Origin of the sequence: Microbacterium sp. ZW T5_56, assembly GCF_044987425.1 — a bacterium.
Taxonomy (GTDB): Bacteria; Actinomycetota; Actinomycetes; order Actinomycetales; family Microbacteriaceae; genus Microbacterium.
This window is the reverse complement of the sequence record NZ_JBJDRI010000010.1, coordinates 1-16,597: the sequence shown is the minus strand read 5'-3', so window position 1 is coordinate 16,597 and position 16,597 is coordinate 1. Positions and strand designations below refer to the sequence as shown.

Annotated in this window: 18 protein-coding genes; 8 read left to right on the top strand and 10 right to left on the bottom strand. The window is 67.8% G+C overall.

Translation table 11 applies throughout. From position 1 onward, the window contains the following. Positions 1 to 51: 51 nt before the first annotated feature. Positions 52 to 426: a glyoxalase superfamily protein gene (locus ACI3KU_RS06540; protein ID WP_404921491.1), complete on the bottom strand. Its 375-nt coding sequence runs from the start codon at positions 424 to 426 to the stop codon at positions 52 to 54. A gap of 132 nt (positions 427 to 558) precedes the next feature. Here ACI3KU_RS06540 and ACI3KU_RS06535 point away from each other — a divergent pair, with 132 nt between their 5' ends. After that, a complete protein-coding gene (locus ACI3KU_RS06535; RefSeq protein ID WP_404921490.1) occupies positions 559 to 735 on the top strand; it encodes a DUF5302 domain-containing protein in 177 nt (58 codons plus the stop codon). A 94-nt stretch (positions 736 to 829) separates the two neighbouring features. Here the strand turns inward: ACI3KU_RS06535 and ACI3KU_RS06530 are convergent, their stop codons facing one another. Then, positions 830 to 2,740: a GDSL-type esterase/lipase family protein gene (locus ACI3KU_RS06530; RefSeq protein ID WP_404921588.1), complete on the bottom strand. Its 1,911-nt coding sequence runs from the start codon at positions 2,738 to 2,740 to the stop codon at positions 830 to 832. A gap of 259 nt (positions 2,741 to 2,999) precedes the next feature. On the opposite strand from ACI3KU_RS06530, the gene ACI3KU_RS06525 reads away from it, so the two are divergent. Further along, positions 3,000 to 3,614 (top strand): DedA family protein, encoded by a 615-nt coding sequence (locus ACI3KU_RS06525; RefSeq protein WP_404921489.1) that lies wholly within the window; start codon positions 3,000 to 3,002, stop codon positions 3,612 to 3,614. Between the two features lie 87 nt (positions 3,615 to 3,701). Here the strand turns inward: ACI3KU_RS06525 and ACI3KU_RS06520 are convergent, their stop codons facing one another. The 5 genes from ACI3KU_RS06520 to efeU all read right to left on the bottom strand — a co-directional run bounded on the left by ACI3KU_RS06520 (position 3,702) and on the right by efeU (position 9,440). Next, a complete protein-coding gene (locus ACI3KU_RS06520; RefSeq protein WP_404921488.1) occupies positions 3,702 to 4,346 on the bottom strand; it encodes a CE1759 family FMN reductase in 645 nt (214 codons plus the stop codon). Positions 4,347 to 4,363: 17 nt separating this feature from the next. Then, positions 4,364 to 5,572 carry an LLM class flavin-dependent oxidoreductase gene (locus tag ACI3KU_RS06515; protein ID WP_404921587.1) on the bottom strand — a complete coding sequence of 403 codons (1,209 nt, stop codon included), beginning with the start codon at positions 5,570 to 5,572 and terminating at the stop codon, positions 4,364 to 4,366. 235 nt (positions 5,573 to 5,807) lie between these two features. Then, a complete protein-coding gene (efeB, locus tag ACI3KU_RS06510) occupies positions 5,808 to 7,109 on the bottom strand; it encodes an iron uptake transporter deferrochelatase/peroxidase subunit (RefSeq protein ID WP_404921487.1) in 1,302 nt (433 codons plus the stop codon). 65 nt (positions 7,110 to 7,174) lie between these two features. Continuing rightward, positions 7,175 to 8,410 (bottom strand): iron uptake system protein EfeO, encoded by a 1,236-nt coding sequence (gene efeO, locus ACI3KU_RS06505; protein ID WP_404921486.1) that lies wholly within the window; start codon positions 8,408 to 8,410, stop codon positions 7,175 to 7,177. 94 nt (positions 8,411 to 8,504) lie between these two features. Next, positions 8,505 to 9,440, bottom strand: coding sequence for an iron uptake transporter permease EfeU (efeU, locus tag ACI3KU_RS06500; protein WP_404921485.1), 936 nt, complete (start codon positions 9,438 to 9,440; stop codon positions 8,505 to 8,507). A gap of 242 nt (positions 9,441 to 9,682) precedes the next feature. Between efeU and ACI3KU_RS06495 the strand changes: the two genes are divergently transcribed. Further along, a complete protein-coding gene (locus ACI3KU_RS06495; RefSeq protein WP_404921484.1) occupies positions 9,683 to 10,693 on the top strand; it encodes an isopenicillin N synthase family dioxygenase in 1,011 nt (336 codons plus the stop codon). A 71-nt stretch (positions 10,694 to 10,764) separates the two neighbouring features. After that, entirely contained in the window at positions 10,765 to 11,247 is a 483-nt protein-coding gene (locus ACI3KU_RS06490) for a hypothetical protein (RefSeq protein ID WP_404921483.1), read from the top strand. Here ACI3KU_RS06490 and ACI3KU_RS06485 read toward each other — a convergent pair. Next, on the bottom strand, positions 11,244 to 11,378 hold the full coding sequence (locus ACI3KU_RS06485; protein ID WP_404921482.1) for a hypothetical protein: 135 nt from the start codon (positions 11,376 to 11,378) through the stop codon (positions 11,244 to 11,246). The two genes, ACI3KU_RS06490 and ACI3KU_RS06485, sit on opposite strands and share 4 nt — an antisense overlap. A 71-nt stretch (positions 11,379 to 11,449) precedes the next feature. After that, positions 11,450 to 11,719: a 30S ribosomal protein S15 gene (gene rpsO, locus ACI3KU_RS06480; RefSeq protein ID WP_018187174.1), complete on the bottom strand. Its 270-nt coding sequence runs from the start codon at positions 11,717 to 11,719 to the stop codon at positions 11,450 to 11,452. A 172-nt stretch (positions 11,720 to 11,891) separates the two neighbouring features. Here rpsO and ACI3KU_RS06475 point away from each other — a divergent pair, with 172 nt between their 5' ends. From ACI3KU_RS06475 to ACI3KU_RS06460, 4 genes are all read left to right on the top strand, one after another. Next, complete coding sequence (locus ACI3KU_RS06475) at positions 11,892 to 12,995, top strand: LOG family protein (protein WP_404921481.1); 1,104 nt, start codon at positions 11,892 to 11,894, stop codon at positions 12,993 to 12,995. 246 nt (positions 12,996 to 13,241) lie between these two features. Next, a complete protein-coding gene (locus ACI3KU_RS06470) occupies positions 13,242 to 14,540 on the top strand; it encodes an MFS transporter (protein WP_404921480.1) in 1,299 nt (432 codons plus the stop codon). A gap of 68 nt (positions 14,541 to 14,608) precedes the next feature. Further along, positions 14,609 to 16,024: a serine hydrolase domain-containing protein gene (locus ACI3KU_RS06465; protein ID WP_404921479.1), complete on the top strand. Its 1,416-nt coding sequence runs from the start codon at positions 14,609 to 14,611 to the stop codon at positions 16,022 to 16,024. Further along, entirely contained in the window at positions 16,024 to 16,224 is a 201-nt protein-coding gene (locus tag ACI3KU_RS06460; RefSeq protein ID WP_404921478.1) for a hypothetical protein, read from the top strand. Before ACI3KU_RS06465 ends, ACI3KU_RS06460 begins: the two co-directional genes overlap by 1 nt. A 74-nt stretch (positions 16,225 to 16,298) precedes the next feature. On the opposite strand, the gene ACI3KU_RS06455 is transcribed toward ACI3KU_RS06460, so the two are convergent. Next, positions 16,299 to 16,597: HNH endonuclease signature motif containing protein (locus ACI3KU_RS06455; RefSeq protein WP_404921477.1), on the bottom strand; the 299-nt coding region annotated here is incomplete at its 5' end.

Genomic DNA, 16,597 nt, shown 5'->3' with positions numbered 1-16,597 from the left:
CACGGACGTCGGGTCCCGCTCTCATCGAAGAGACTCCGGTGCCGGATTCGGTCAGGACCAGGAGGGCAGCTGCTGGAAGGTCCAGGTGTTGCCGTCCGGGTCTTTCACCGTGACGAAGCGGCCCCACGCCTGCTCATCGACACCGTCCGCCTCCACGCCCTTCTCCCGCATCTCGGCGAGGAATGCATCGGCGTCGGGGATGACCGCCATGATCGCGTCCAGGCTGCCCGGGGCGATCGTGTGCCCGAGTCCTGTGCCGATGGCGATGGAGCACGCGGATCCGGGTGGGGTGAGCTGCACGAAACGCAGGTCCTCGCTCACACGCTGGTCGTGGTCCGGATTGAAACCGAGCTTGTCGACGTAGAACTCCTTCGCGCGATCCACATCGGTGACCGGAACGAAAATGACCTCGATCTTGATGTCCATCTCTTCCTCCTTGCCGGCGTCGTCACCAGCGCAGGTCCCATCATGCTCTGGGCCTCCGACATTCGTCAGTCCCGGCCGCGAACCGCCACCGCGCTCCTACACATTGCACGCTCTGCGCCATAGACTGACGCCATGTCCGAGCAGAATGCACCCGAGGATGACCTGAAGCGGAAGTTCCGCGAGGCCCTCGAGAAGAAGAACGCGCACAGCCGCACGGGCGAGTCGCACCTGGACGGCAGGGGTTCCGTGGGCCAGACCCACGGTGCTGCTGGCCACAAGCGCGAGTTCCGTCGCAAGTCCGGCGGCTGAGTTCACTCAGTCGTCCGACAGGAGGACGTCGTTCGGATCACTCCGGACGACGTCCTCCTGTCTCACGCCCCTTCTATCTCAGGCACCTTGGGTTTCAGGCACCCTGACGGCGACGAGAACTCGTCCCGTGGGCGCCGATGAGGACATAGCCGTCATGCTTGGGCCCCAGCCCGTCCCCCGCGGATCGTCCCCGCGCGCGACGCCACAGCCAGGGCAGCGCGTGTCGGCGCCACCACTCCCGCCGCGGCAGCTGATTGGCGGCGGCATGGAAGGTCTCATCGAGGCCGGCCAGCTCGTCGGCATGCGCGACGCCCAGCAGTGACGCCGCCCGATAGGCCAGCAGGCGGTGCCCGGCCGGCGACAGGTGCACGAGGTCATCGGCCCAGTTCTCGCGTCGTCCCAGCTCGGGAATGAGATCGGTGTCCAGCAACAGGGCACCGGTGCGTGCGGCGACGCCAGAGAGCGCGGTGGCGAAGCCGGCGAAGGCACGAGCGAGGGGGCGCGACTCCGGCCGCGACGGGAGGAACGGCGTCACGAGGAGCACGTCCGCTCCGTCCGCGCGCAGCCGCAGCACCGCTTCCTCCACGCGAGCGGCGAGAGCCGGGATGTCGGGGCGCAGCTTCACCAGATCGTTCGAGCCGATCAGGATGGTCACCAGCTCCGGGCGCAGCCGGCGCGCCTGGGCGAGCTGCCGTTCGGCCAGGTCGTCAACGCGGCGGGAGCGAACCGCCAGGTTGGCATAGGACATCGTGCCCGCCCCGGCGAGGAGCATCGCCAGCCGATCCACCCAGCCGCGCAGCGCGCCGTCGGGATCCGGATCGCACAGGCCCTCGGTGAGTGAGTCGCCGAGGGCCACGACCCGGTGCCATCGCACGGGCGCCGCCGGCTCGCTCGGTTCAGCTCGCACGGTGCGGCGCACTCTCGTCGCGCCATCCACGGCTGCCAGCTCGATCGCCTCGGTGAAGTATCCGAGCAGCTGATCGCACAGTGCCGTCCACGAGCGCCCGCTGACGGCCTCCATGCCCGCCGCGCCGAACGCGCGACGTTTGCGAGCATCGCCCACGAGGTCGCTGACGCGCGCCCGCAGATCGGCGAGATCGCCCGGACGATAGAGCCAGCCATCGATGCTGGAGCGAACCAGATCCACCGGACCGCCGCGGCCGACGGCCACGACCGGCACCCCGCTGGCGTGCGCCTCCTGCAGCGTCTGCCCGAAGGTCTCGCTCTCCCCCGGGTGCACGAAGACATCAAACGAGGCCACGGCCTCGGCGAGATCCGCGCCGTCGAGGTGGCCGAGGAAGACCGCGTGCGGCAGCCGCTTCTGAAGGGCGGCGCGCTCCGGTCCGTCGCCGACGATCACGAGCCGAGCGCCAGGCAGATCCCCCAGCACCGCCAGGTCGTGCACCTGCTTCTCCGCGGCAAGCCGGCCGACGTAGCCGATGACCACCGCACCGGGAGCGACGCGCTCGCGCCACGCGTCCGACCGGTGGCGGGGAGAGAATCGCGTCGTATCCACGCCGCGCCCCCATCGCCGAAGCCGATCGATCCCGAGCCCCACCAGCTGGCGTTCCGACGCTGATGAGGGCACCAGCGTGAGCGTTGCGCGGCGATGCAGTCGTGCGACGTGCTGCGCGGCCGCTGCGGTCGTGACGCCCACGCCGTAGCGGCCCGCGTAGGCGATGACGTCGGTCTGATAGGCGGCCACGACCGGGACCCCGCGCTGCCGTGCGGCGGCCACGGCGCGGGAGCCGAGGGCGAAAGGCGAGGCGAGGTGCACGACGTCGGGCGCGAATCGATCGAGGATGCGGCCGATGCTCGCCACCCCGGTCGCTGCCACGCGAACATCCGTGTAGCCCGGCAGGGGAACGCTGGCTACGCCCACTACGGCAGCGCCATGCAGGTCATCGGGAATGCCCGCAGCCGTCGGCGCGATGATCAGTGCCTGGTGCCCCTGGCGGTGCAGGTGTGCGGCGATCTCCATGACGGAGCGGGTCACGCCATTCATATGCGGGAGGAAGGACTCTGCGACAATCGCGACTCTCACGCGACCAGGGTGGCGCATCCGCACTCGGTCGGCGGCCGGATCACCGTGATCTCACGTACTGTTCACTCGATCTGCGATCACCGGACACCCGCCCGTTGCCGGGCGCAGGCTCCCCTCTGGCCGACGAGCTTCGCGCCGCCTCATGTGCTGTTCATCCGATCTCCGATCACCGGACACCCGCCCGTCGCCCCCTGATGGCTGGCGGGTGCGACGGTGGGGTGTGCCGCAGATCCTTGACCTGCTCGGCGGTCCGTGGGGGCTGTCCCTGATGGTCCTGCTCGTGTTCGCCGATGCGTTCCTCGTGGTTGTTCCCGGCGAGATCGCGGTCTCCGCCCTCGGCGCCGTCTCGGCTGTGAGCGGAACGCCGCCCCTGTGGGCGATCATCGTGTGCGCGTCGATCGCCGCCTTCGCCGGCGATGCGTGCTGCTTCTGGGTGGGTCGCTCCGTCGGCAGCACCGAGCGGCGGTGGATGAGGCACCGACGCGTCCGCACGGCGTTGGACTGGGCACGCGTGCGTCTGCAGGCCGGAACAGCCACCGTCGTCTTCACGGCCCGGTTCGTTCCGTTCGCCCGGCTCGCCGTGAATGTCGCCGCCGGGGCCACCCGGGTGCGAGCGCTGCGCTACCTCCCGGTCGTCGCTGTCGCCGCGGTGGCGTGGGGCGCGTATCAGGCCGTCGTGGGAGCGCTGGTGGCACGACTCATTCCCGGGGAGCCGATCCTGGCCGTGGTCGTGTCGATCGCGGTGGCCCTCACTCTCGGCGCGCTCGCCGATCTCGCCGTCACGTTCGTGAATCGACGGCGCGAGCGCACGGCACGCACCGACTCCGGCGAGTGAGAACGCGAATGCCGCCGGCCGGAGCCGACGGCATTCTCCTGGTCGCAGCGGGCGCTGACGAATCGAAGCTGACCGAGTGCGCTGGGATCACTCCCCCGCGAGGCCCCCGAGCAGGTGCCCGAAGCTCTTGCCCTCGCCCAGGTAGTTTGCCGGGTCGAACGGGTCGAGGTCGGTGACGGGTTCGCGTGCCGCGATCGCCTCGGCGAGCTCGCGCGCCCCCTTCTCCACCCGCTTGGACAGCGGTGCGACCTCATCGGCGTTGGCGCCCCAGTCGCTGGAGGCGGCGAAGACTCCGGAGGAGATCGTGTCGGCGTGCAGGTACGCGAACAGCGGCCGCACCGCGTAGTCGATGGCTAGGGAGTGACGCGCCGTTCCGGCGTTCGCGCCGATCCACACCGGCTTGCCGGAGAGCGAGTCGGGATCCAGCACATCGATCCACGACTTGAACAGTCCCGAGTAGCTCGTCGAGAAGACGGGTGTCACCACGATGAGCGCGTCCGCGCCCACCACCTTCTCGATCATCGACTCCAGTTCCTTCTGCGCGAAGCCTGTCAGCATGTTGTCGATGATCTGGTGTGCGTAGTCGCGCAGCTCGAAGATCTCGACGGAGGCGGTGATGCTTCGCTCCGCGAGCTGAGCGACGGCGGCCGCCGCCATCCGGTCGGCCAGCATCCGCGTCGAGGACGGGTTGGAGAGCCCTGCGGCGACGACGACGATTCGACGGTCGGTCATGATCTGATCCTCCTCGTTCACTTCACGGCCGCAGCGCCGAAGGCGGCGCCGGGCTTGGTCGTGTTGACGGCGTCGGTGTCCTGGTAGGGCGAGCCGACGGTGAGGTTGTCACCGCGGTTGGGGTTGGGAACCGCCTCGCGAGGCGCATCGTCACCGTACTTGGCGAACCGACGACCGGCGTGCGTGGGGGCGTCCGGCGTCGTGGCCGGACGGTTCACCTGAAGCTCCTTGCGCAGCACCGGGACGACCTCTTCGGCGAGCAGATCGATCTGCTCCAGCACGATCTTCAGCGGCAGTCCCGCGTGGTCCACGAGGAACAGCTGGCGCTGGTAGTCGCCGAACAGGTCGCGCATGCCGGCGTAGCGGTCGATGACCTCCTGCGGCGATCCCACCGTCAGCGGGGTCATCCTGGTGAAGTCCTCCATCGACGGTCCGTGACCGTACACCGGCGCGTTATCGAAGTAGGGACGGAACTCGTTCTTGGCATCCTGCGAGTTCTTGCGGATGAACGCCTGGCCGCCGAGACCGACGATCGCCGTCTCCGGGGCACCGTGACCGTAGTGCTCCCAGCGCTGACGGTAGAGGTTGATCAGGCGCTGGTAGTGCTCGGCCGGCCAGAAGATGTTATTGGCGAAGAAGCCGTCACCGTAGTACGCGGCCTGCTCGGCGATCTCCGGCGTGCGAATGGAGCCGTGCCAGACGAACGGCGGTACGAAGTCCAGCGGCCGCGGCGTGGAGGTGAAGCCCTGCAACGGGGTGCGGAACTTGCCCTCCCAGTCGACGACGTCCTTGGTCCACAGCTCGTGCAGCAGGGCGTAGTTCTCGATCGCCAACGGCAATCCCTGGCGGATGTCCTGGCCGAACCACGGGTAGACCGGGCCGGTGTTGCCGCGCCCCATCATGAGGTCCATGCGGCCGCCGGACAGGTGCTGCAGCATCGCGTACTCCTCGGCGATGCGCACCGGGTCGTTCGTGGTGATCAGCGTGGTGGAGGTGGACACGATCAGACGCTCGGTCTGCGCGGCGATCGCGGCCAACAGCGTGGTCGGCGACGAGGAGAAAAACGGCGGGTTGTGGTGCTCGCCGATGGCGAAGACGTCAAGCCCCGCCTCGTCGGCGTGCTTGGCGATGGTCACCGCGGCCTGAATGCGCTCACCCTCGGACGGCGTGCGTCCGGTGATCGGGTCCTGGGTGATGTCGGAGACCGACATCAGGCCGAACTGCATACCCGGCCAGGCTCCCGGGGTCTGGGCTGCCTGAGTCGTGTTCTCGTTCACGATCGCTCCTCATTTTCCATGCGTGTGAATACATCGACTGTAACGCATGTCCCCGAGAAGTATTCCCGATGATCTCGATAGCGACGAGAACAGTGCGGGTCGAATGCACGAGCCCGCTGTAACGCATGTCCCCGAGAAGTACTCCCGATGATCGTTGAGCTGAGAACTGCCGTGTTCCCGACAACTACGCGAACAGCGCAGACCCGATGTACGAGCCCTCCGACACACCCGCGGGCACGGCCCAGAGGCCGGAGCCGATGTGACGGATGTACTCGGACATCGCGTCCTTCGCGAGCGCGCGCTGGAGAGTGATGAAATGCTCCGGCGTGCGCTGATAGGAGAGGAAGAACAGCCCCGCGCTGAGCTTGCCGAGCGCGTCGTTGCCATCCACATAGTTGTAGCCGCGGCGGAGGATGCGGATGCCGTCGTTGAATGTCGGGTGCGCGAGACGGACGTGGCTGACCGGATCGATCAGCGGCTTGCCCGCGGCATCGGGGGCAGTGAAGTCCGGCTCGGCCGTCTCCGCTCCACCCGGCGACGAGAGCGGGGCACCGATCGCCTTGTCCCGTCCGATGATCCGATCCTGCTCCGCGAGGCGGACGCGGTCCCAGGTCTCGATGGTCATCGCGATCTTGCGGGCGACGAGGTAGGAGCCGCCAGCCATCCACGCCACATCGTCGTCAGCGGCCCACACATGCTGTTTCAGAGCGGCCGAATCGGTGGCGAGGATGTTCGCCGTGCCGTCCTTGAACCCGAAAAGGTTGCGCGGAGTGGACTGATCTGAGGTCGTCTTGGAGGTGCGGCCGAATCCCAGCTGCGACCACCGGATCGTCGCGCGGCCGAAGGCGATGCGGCTGAGGTTGCGGATCGCGTGCACGGCGACCTGGGGATCGTCGGCGCAGGCCTGGATGCACAGATCGCCGTCGCTGAGCTGCGGCACCAGCTCATCGTTCAGGAACGCGGGAAGGCGCTCGAGCGACGCCGGTCGACGATCCGCGATCCCGTAGCGGTCGACGCCGTCATGTTCGAACAGGCCCGGCCCGAATCCGAAGGTGATGGTGAGGTTGCTGGCCGGAAGGCCCAGAGCCTCCCCGGTGTCATCCGGCGGTGCCTCGGGAGAGCCGCCGACCGCGCCGGTGGCGGACACGTCCAGCCCCTGTGTCATGCGCGAGGCCGCATAGGTCCAGTCCGTCAGCAGCTCGATGAGGTCGTCGCGCGACGTGCGGGCCATCATGTCGAACGCAGCGAAATGCATATGGTCCTGCACCGGCGTGGAGATGCCCGCCTGGTGCTGGCCGAAGAAGGGATGGACGTCGCCCGCAGCGCGCGCGCCTCCGGACGCCACCGAGGTGGCGACGGCAGCGCCGGCGCCACCGCCCACGACGAGCCCCGCGGCACCCGCGGCGAGTCCGAGCAGCGCTCGACGGGACAGCCCGCGCGGAGCCGTTGATGAGGGCACCGAATCGCCCGACGGGATACCAGTCACATCACTCCAGGATGGTTGAAAGGGGCAAGACGACGGTCCCAACAGAATGCGGGATACCGGTCACGTCACTCCAGGATGGTTGAGGTGAGCTGCGACAGCGGCTCCGCGAGCGCGTTGACCTCATCGGTCAGCGTCTTGCGGTCGGCATCGGTGAGCTCGAGGTAGGACACGAAGCCCGTGTCCAGCGAACCGTAGGTCGCGAGGGCGGATTCCAGGTTGGCATAGCCGTCCGCGATCTCACTGACAAGCTTCTTCGCGTCATCGCCCTTTGTCTCGGCGAAGTCCTGAACCAGCGAGAAGGCCATCTTGGAGCCCTCGACGTTGGCGGCGAAGTCAGAGAGGTCGGTGTGGCTCCACCAGTCCTCTTCACCCGAGATCTTGCCGGTGGCGACCTCGTCCAGCAGAGCGATCGCGCCGTTGGACAGCGATGCGACGCCCTGCGCCTCGAGCGTGGAGGCGAAATCGTCGGAGTGCACGTAGTCGTACAGCTCCTGGATGTCGGTGACCAGCTGGTCACCGAACGACTTGCGCTCCTCGGTGGTCGACGGGTTCCAGTCCTGCCATGCGGGCGTGACATCGTCCGAGTTCAGCGCATCCTTCGCCGGCACCCAGAGGTCCTTCTCGATGCGGTGGAAGCCGGTCCAGTCCAAGCCCTCGGCCACGGCATCCACCTCGCGGTAGTCGATGCGCGGGTCAAGATCGCCGAGCGCCTCGGCGATGGGCTCGATGCGCTCGTACGACACGCGCGTAGAGGCGAACAGCGAACGCGCCGTCTCATCGTCGCCGGACTCGTACGCGTCGACGAGAGCCTGCACCTGCGGAACGAGCTGGGAGACCTGCTCCTTCACGAACGCCGCATAGAGGTCGACCGCCTGGGTCATCTGCTCCGCGTCGTCGCCCGTGGCCGCGACCGTGTCACCCGTGACGGTGAAGGCGGTCTTGCCCACGCCGTCGCCGATCATCCCCGGCTTGCAGACCGTGAAGTAGTCACCGGGTTGGGCGACGACGGTGAGCGTGCGGGAGGCGCCGGGCGCGATGTTCTCCACCTCGCCGACGATGCGCAGTCCATCGGAGGCGAGCAGGTAGAACTCGTTCACCTTCGATGAGGAGTTCTCGATCGCGAACGTGACGGTTCCGCTGGTTGCGGTGTCCGTCGAGACGGCGCACGACGAGTCGTCGGCGGCCACGGAGAGGCTGCCACCGGCGGCGATGTCCGCCTTGGCGACGCAACCGGCGAGGGCGAGGGCAGACAGTGCAATACCGGCGGTGGCGGCCAGGGCACGGGGGCGCAGCGAGGACATCGGTTCCTTCCGATCCGGCGAGCCGGACGAGGTTAGGGGAGGTTCGGTGTGGAGATCAGGACAAAGAGCGAGGAGAGTCGGGCGACGTATCAGTTCACGCGGGAACGGGGGCGGGTGCCGACACGGACGCCGTCTGCACCCGCGGAGCTCGTCGGGTCACGCGGCGCACGAACAGCGTGCCGACGATCGCGACGTAGAGGATCCAGGCGATCACCTGAAGCCAGGTCATCGTGGGCATGAATCCGACGGTGGCCTGACCGAGGACGGCCAGCCACTCCCCCGGGTGCACCACGGCGGAGACGTCGAACGCGTAGCCAAACGGGAAGCCGGCGGGTCCCACCGCGACGCCACCCACGGCGGCGGCGCCCGCCACGGCGAGCGGCGCCAGAGCGCCCCACGGCCCCGGCAGCACGCCGGATTCCTGCAGATCGTGCAGCGCATAGGCGAGGACGCCGGCCGCGACGACGACGAGGATGCCACCGGTCCAGGTGAAGAACGTTCCGAGATTCAGTCGCAGCATGCCGCGCGAGAGCAGGGCTCCGGCGGTGATCGAGATCGCGAATCCGATCAGCGCGCCCGTGAGGCTGGCGGGCGCGTTGCCCGCAGACTGCACGACGGACCACAGCATCAGCGTCGTCTCCACACCCTCGCGAATGACGGAGACGAATCCCAGCACCACGATGCCCCAGAGCCCGCCGGTGGCGAGGGCCCGATCCACGCCGCCCTCCAACGACTTCTTCATGGTGCGAGCGGTCTTCTGCATCCAGAAGACCATCCAGGTGACGAAGCCCACGGCCACGAGCGACAGTGTGCCGCCGATGATCTCCTGCGCCTGGAAGGTCAGTTCGTAGGCGCCGAACGTCAGGATCGCTCCGATGCCGAGCGAGATGGCCAGGGCGAGACCGACGCCGGCCCAGAGGCGGGGCAGCACATCGCGACGGCCCAGGCGGCTGAGGTAGGCGACCAGAATGCCGACGATGAGGGCAGCTTCCAAGCCTTCGCGAAGGCCGATGAGCAGAGAGCCGAGCACAGCAGAAACTTCCGTTGATCAGGCAGACGGCACAGGCACGACTGCACCCAGAAGGGGCTTGACTAAGGTACGCCTTACTTTCATCTGATGACAAGTTGGGATACGCGCGCATGCTCCCGATCGGCAGTGTCACACCGGGCCGTCGTCGCGCCCGATCCGGCCAGATAACGTCGCGTGACGCCAGATGAAGCCGTCTGTCATCTCAGGATGACCTGGCCCGCGGAGCCGCCTATGGTCATGCCATGACCGATCTCTCGCTCCCCGTCCTTGACCTCTCGCTGCTGGACGGCGGCCCGGAATCCGCCGCCGCATTCCGTGATCAGCTCCGTGCCGCAACGCACGACGTCGGCTTCTTCTACCTCACCGGCACCGGCATTCCCGCCGAGTTCGAAGCACGCCTGCACCGCACCGCCCGCGAGTTCTTCGAGCTGCCCGAAGCCGACAAGCTTGCGATCGAGAACATCAACAGCCCCCAGTTTCGCGGCTACACCCGCGTCGGCGGCGAGCGCACTCAGGGACAGGTGGACTGGCGCGAGCAGATCGACATCGGACCCGAGCACGACGCGACCACCGACGAATCCGCACCGGGCTACTCCCGTCTCATCGGACCGAACCTGTGGCCCGCGGCGCAGCCGGAGCTGCGTGAGGTCGTCTCGCTCTGGCAGGACCATCTCACCGGCGTCGCGCGCAAGCTGCTGCGGGCGTGGGCGCTGGCCCTCGGCGCGGAGGAGAACTACTTCGACAGGCACTTCGGTGAGCCCTCGACGCTGCTGAAGATCGTCCGCTACCCCGGCACCGACGCGCCGGAACCCCAGCAGGGCGTCGGCGCGCACAAGGACTCGGGCGTTCTCACGCTGCTCTGGGTGGAGCCGGGCAAGGGCGGCCTCCAGGTGCACCGAGATGGCGAGTGGGTCGACGCGCCGTCAGTGCCTGGTGCGTTCGTGGTGAACATCGGCGAGCTGCTGGAGTACGCCACGCAGGGATACCTCATCGCCACAAATCACCGCGTGGTCTCGCCGCGTCTGCCCGATGACCGGATCTCGATCCCGTTCTTCTTCAATCCCGCCCTGGACGCGCGCCTGCCGATCATCGACCTGCCGGCCGAGTTGGCGGCGGAAGCCCGCGGCGTCACCGACGATCCCACCAACCCGATCCACGCCCTCTATGGCGAGAACGCGCTGAAGTCCCGCCTGCGCGCCCATCCGGACGTCGCAGCCCGCCACCACGCCGACCTCCTCGCCGCCCGCGCTTGACCCGGAGCCGGCTGTTCTCCGCGCGGATCCGGACGACGTGCCCGCGCCAGCCGCACCGCTAGAGTCGGCGGATGGGCTTCTCCCTCCATTTCATGCCGGTCGAACGCGACCGACTCGTCGAACCTGATCGTGCGGGACTCGCCGCTTTCCTCGATACGGCGGGTCTCGCCGTTCATGCGGACGGTTCCGGCCTGTATCGCACGAGCGACGAGTCAGCGCTGTCCTTCGACGGCTCCTGGACCGATCTCACGTTGGATCCGCTCGACCAGGACGAGCCCGTGACCGGATCCCTGGCACACGCCACCCTGACCGCCGATGAGTGCTCGTTCGTCTTCGGCCTCTGCCGAGCCGGCCGCCTGATGATCATCAACGCCCAGGGCTCGCCCATGTACGTCGGCATCGTCGGCGTACACGATCCTGCGGTCTTCCCCGACGCCGAGGACGCCGTACTCATCGACAGCGCCGAGGAACTGGCGTCCGCGCTCGGCCGCGGATTCGCAGACTTCCAGGAATATCGGGACCGGGTGCTCCGAAGCTCTGAGGACAACGCTTAGCCGCCGGCGCGGTCATCGGTGGTCGTCTCGAACGTCGCCACCACCTGATCGCGAAAACCGGCAGTGATGCTCAGCGCGCTGGAGTTGCCGTAGCTCGTCGACTTCTTTCCTCGGGATCGCCCGGTACACACAGCGAGAGCCGCCCCACACCGTGGGGCGGCTCTCCAAGAATGTTCTGCGCGATTGTACGCGGCTGCGCTGCTTAGCGGCGAAGACCGAGACGCTCGATGAGCGAGCGGTAACGGTTGATGTCCACGTCCTGCAGGTAACCCAGCAGGCGACGGCGCTGACCGACGAGCAGGAACAGACCACGACGCGAGTGGTGGTCGTGCTTGTGCTCCTTGAGGTGCTCGGTGAGGTCCTTGATGCGCTGCGTCAGCATCGCGACCTGCACCTCGGGGGATCCGGTGTCACCGGGGTGCGTCGCGTACTCTTCGATGATCGCCTTCTTGACGTCTGCTTCCAGTGCCATAGAACGATCCCCTTTCTCTCGTTGCGCGGTGCCCATCGGTGAATCCGTGAGCTCTCTTATCCGCGGCCGATCAAACGGCAACCTCAACAGCTTACCCCACCCGAAGCGTCACGGCCGACACGGGCCGCGACCGCTCGATCGTGATCGAGAGGACACCGGCTAGGGTGCTGGCATGCCCCGGCACGTGCGACGCATCGACACCCTCGCCGCCTTCGACGCGGAGTTCAGCGACGTGGCTGGCCGACCCTCGCTGCGCGGAAGTGTGATTGAGTCGCTCGACTTACGCGACCGCAGCGACGAACTCCTGTCAGCCGCGGTTTCCGGCGCGGTCTTCCTGGGGTGCTTGTTCGTGGGTGAGGTCGACGAACGCCTGCGTCGCGCCGGCGCTCTGGTGTTTCCGCGGATCCCCCATGTGCCGTTCGACCCCTATCGCGGCGAGCTCTACACGGCGGACGAGCTGTATGGCATGGATCGGTATGCTGCGAGCCTCGACGGCATCGTGTACGCCTGGTCACGCACCCACACCCCGCATTCGACGGTTTCCGCCTCCCTCGCGGTGGCGCTCCACGATCATTCGATCTCCGCAGCGCTCGATGCCGAGCTCGCCGACAGTGCGCGTGGCGCGGTCGTCGGAGTGATGGGCGGACACGGCGTGCAGCGTGGCGACGACCAGTATCGCGCCGCGGCGGGTCTCGGTCGAGACCTCGCACGGCTCGGCCGCACGGTGCTCACCGGCGGTGGCCCCGGCGCCATGGAGGCGACGAACCTCGGTGCCTACCTGGCAGGCGAAGACGACGGCGCTCTCGACGCGGCCATCGAGCTGCTGGCGGTGGCTCCCGACTTCCACAACGACATCGATGCTTGGGTGAGCACCGCGCGGGAGGTGCGCCTTCGGTGGCCGCACGGCACTCGCTCCGTCGGCATCCCGACCTGGTTCTACGGTCATGAGCCGCCCGGGCAGTTCGCGACGGCGATCGCGAAGTACTTCGCCAACCCCATCCGGGAGGCGACGCTTCTGGCGCGCTGTGACGGCGGAATCGTGTTCCTGCCGGGAGCGGCCGGCACGGTGTCGGAGATCTTCGCGGACGCGTGCGAGAACTACTACGCCGATGTGCGCGACGTGGCTCCAATGGTGCTCGTCGGAACCCAGCAGTGGACGCAGGATCTGCCCGCGTGGCCACTTCTTCAAGCGCTCGGCGCGCAGCGCACGCTGGGAGAGCGAATTCGCCTGGTCGACACAGCCGACGACGCTCCGTCTGCGCTCGGGCTCCGCTGAACTAGCCCCGGTCGCGCTCCGCTGAATCACCCCTGCTCGCGCTCCGCTGAATCACCCCCGCTCGCGCTCCGCAGAACCAACCCCACTCCCGCTCCGCAGAACCAACCCCGCTCCCGCTCCACTGAACCACCCTCGCTCGCGTTCCGCAGAGTCAGCACTCCCTGCGATCCGCAGGCCGACCGGCGCGGATATCCTGGACTTCATGCTCTGCGCCGCGTCCGCTCCGTCCCACACGGCTGGCCGCGCATGAGCGGCAGCGCCTTCATCGACCTCTCCCCCTTCCGCGCTTCGCCAGCGTTCGCGCGGATGTGGATCGGCTCGACGCTCAGCGGCCTGGGCGGTCAGCTGACCATCGCCGCGATCATGCTCCACATGTTCGCCCTCACGGGTTCGACCTTCGCGGTGTCGATGATCGCCGTCGCCGGACTCGTGCCGATGGTGTTCGCGGGCTTGTACGGCGGAATGCTCGCCGATGCGTTCGACCGACGCAAGGTGGCGCTGCTGGCGGCATCCGTCACGTTCTGCTCGACGGTGATCCTTGCCGTGCTGGCGTGGAGCGGTCGTGAGACGGAGTGGTGGCTGTACGGCCTGTCCATCGTGAACGCCTCCGCGAACTCCATCGTGATGGCCACGCGCAGCGCCATCACGCCGCGGCTGCTGCCGCGCGAGCTGCTTCCGGCGGCATCGGCGCTGGGCGGCATCACCATCGGGATCATGGTGATGGTCGGTCCAGCACTCGCCGGCGTTCTGGTGGCCACCACCGGCTACGCCTGGACGTACTCGATCGACGTCATCCTGATGTTCGGTCTCTTCCTCGGGCTGTGGACCCTGCCCGCCCTCAAGCCCGAGGGTGAGATCGTCCGCCCTGGTCTGGATTCGTTGAAAGATGGCGTGCGCTTCCTCAAGCGCGCCGGCAACATCCGGGTGCAGTACCTGATGGACATCATTGCCATGACGTTCGGCCAGCCGATGGCGCTGCTCCCGGCCATCGGCGCGACCATCCTGGGCGGCGGTCCGATCACCACGGGAATCCTGACGGCGGCCGTCGCGGTCGGTGCGTTCCTCTCGAGTCTGTTCTCCGGTCCCGTCAGCCGGTACCGGTGGCATGGTCGCGGCATCGAACGCTCGATCATCGTCTACGGCGTCACAATCGCGGTGTTCGGGGCGATCGTTCTGGCGGGCTGGCTCGGTTTCCTCGCCCCTCCCACCGTGGATGCGGCTCACGCGAACGTCGCCCTCATCGTGTTCGCGTGTGTGGCGCTTGCCGTGTCCGGCGCGGCCGACAACATCAGTTCGATCTTCCGCAGCACCATGATGCAGGCCGCCGTTCCCGACGCGATGCGGGGCCGACTGCAGGGCATCTTCACGGTCGTCGTCACCGGCGGCCCGCGTCTGGGCGCACTCTGGTGCGGTCTGCTGGCAACCTTGCTGGCGGAGTGGTTCCCGCCGCTGCTCGGCGGTCTGATCATCGTGGTGCTCATCGCGGTGCTGGCCCGGCTCAACCCCCGTTTCCGTGCGTACGACGGAGAGCACCCCGAGCCCTGATCCGACGCTCACAACACGGATCACCTGGTGTCTGATCCGGTGCGGCGCCGCCTCGTAGACTGTGGCGCATGCCGGCGATCACGCACCTCGACTCCGCACTCGACGACTTCCTCACCGGCCTCACCGATGATGCGCTCGAGCTGCACAGCATGCTCATCGTGCGAGGCGATGCCGTCATCGCCGAGCTCGAGGCGACGCCTCGATCGCTCGGCGACCGTCGCCTGGTGTACTCCGTCAGCAAGACGGTGACGATGATCGCCCTCGCGACGGCGATCGACGATGGCCTCATCGGGCTCGATGACATCGCGATCGCGGTCACCGCGCTCGGCATCACGAACGCCGATCCCGACGCCGCGCGACTGACGGTCCGCCATCTGGCGCGCATGTCGTCCGGCCACAGCTCAGACTCCCTCGACCCCATGCTGGAGCTGGCCGCGCGTGAAGGCATTTCGCTCGTCGATGCCTGGTTCCGGCTCCCGCTGGACACCGAGCCGGGGTCGACGTTCAGCTATGACAGCGGAGCAACGTACGTGCTCGGCGCGCTGGTGCGTCATGTCACCGGCGAGTCGCTGGCGGACCGGGTCCGCACCCGAGTGTTCGCGCCTCTCGGCATCGGCGAGTTCGCCTGGTTCCGCGCCGCCGGCGATGACGAGGGTTTCAGCGGGCTGCACCTGACGATCTCCGACATGGCCCGTATCGGCATGCTTCTCCGCGACCGCGGAGTGGCAGCGGGCCGGCGCATCGTGTCGGCTGAGCTCGTCGACGAGCTCACTCGCTCTCAGATCGACAACTATGAGGCGGACTCTCCGGACTGGAGCGCCGGCTATGGTCTGCAGCTCTGGCGTTCGCGCCACGGGTTCCGCGCAGACGGCGCATACGGCCAGTTCGTGCTCGTCCTTCCCGAGCAGGACGTGGTCATCGCGATCACCAGCGAGCAGACCGAGGGTACGACGAAGGCCCTGTTGGAGCGCGTGTGGCAGCACCTGTTCCCCGTCATCGAGCTCCCCGTCGAGCGGACGGTCACGCGCACGATCGAGCTGTCGGCGCCGCGCGGTGGCGCCGAGGTCACCAGCGACATCAACGCCGTCGGTGCCAACGAGACCGACGCCTTCGGTGCCAGCGAGACCGACGCCTTCGGTGGCAGCGAGACCAACGCCATCGGTGGCAGCACGACCGACGCCGCGTCCCGGACGTACACGCCAGCGAGCCCAACGGGGGTCAGCGCTCTCTGGACGGGCTTCTCCGCTGCCCACCTGCCGCTCACCGGGCTGCGGGTCGACGCCGATCACGATGCGTTCCGCTTCGATCTCACCTTCGCTGACAACGAGACAGCGACCATCCATGCTGCTCGCGGTGGCTGGATCGCCGGAGCGATTGGCGGCCTCGGTGGTGGAAACCTGCCCGTCGATCCGACCGATCGACGGGCACCGTCGCCGTGGTCGCTCGGGCAACGCGTACCCCAACGGAGCTCATCTGCGATGTAGTGCTCCCGTCAACGCCGCACCGCTTCCGCATCGTGGTGGATCTCGAGGTCGGCACGTTCGACGCTCGCTGGCGCGGCGAGCCCCTGTACGGCGCCGATCCGCGCACGCTGGTCACAGACGCCGTCCGTCACGCTATGGGCGAGGTGAGCGTTCCACTCCCCCGCATTCCCCGCATCCCCCGCGATTCACCTCCCACGTAAGGTCCACTCGGACACCCCCTCGCCTGGCGAAGTCAGCTCAGGGCGGATGAGCCGATAACTCAGCTTGATGAGGCTCACCAGGGTGGTTCGCCGTCGGATGATGTTCCGCTGTTGCGGCCGCCTATATCGCCACCGCCGGGGTGGGTGGGGATGGTGACGGTGTGGGGTTCGGGGTCTTCGGTGTAGTGGTAGCCGGCTGGGGTGATGTATTCGACGACACCGCCGGGGTGTGGGGTGATCTTCCATCCGGCGCTGGTCTTCAACGTGTGATGCCGGCGACACAGCGGGGCAAGATTGCTGATGTCGGTCTTTCCACCATTGGCCCAGTCCTGGTTGTGGTCGATGTCGGTGTAGCGGATCGGGACACGGCATC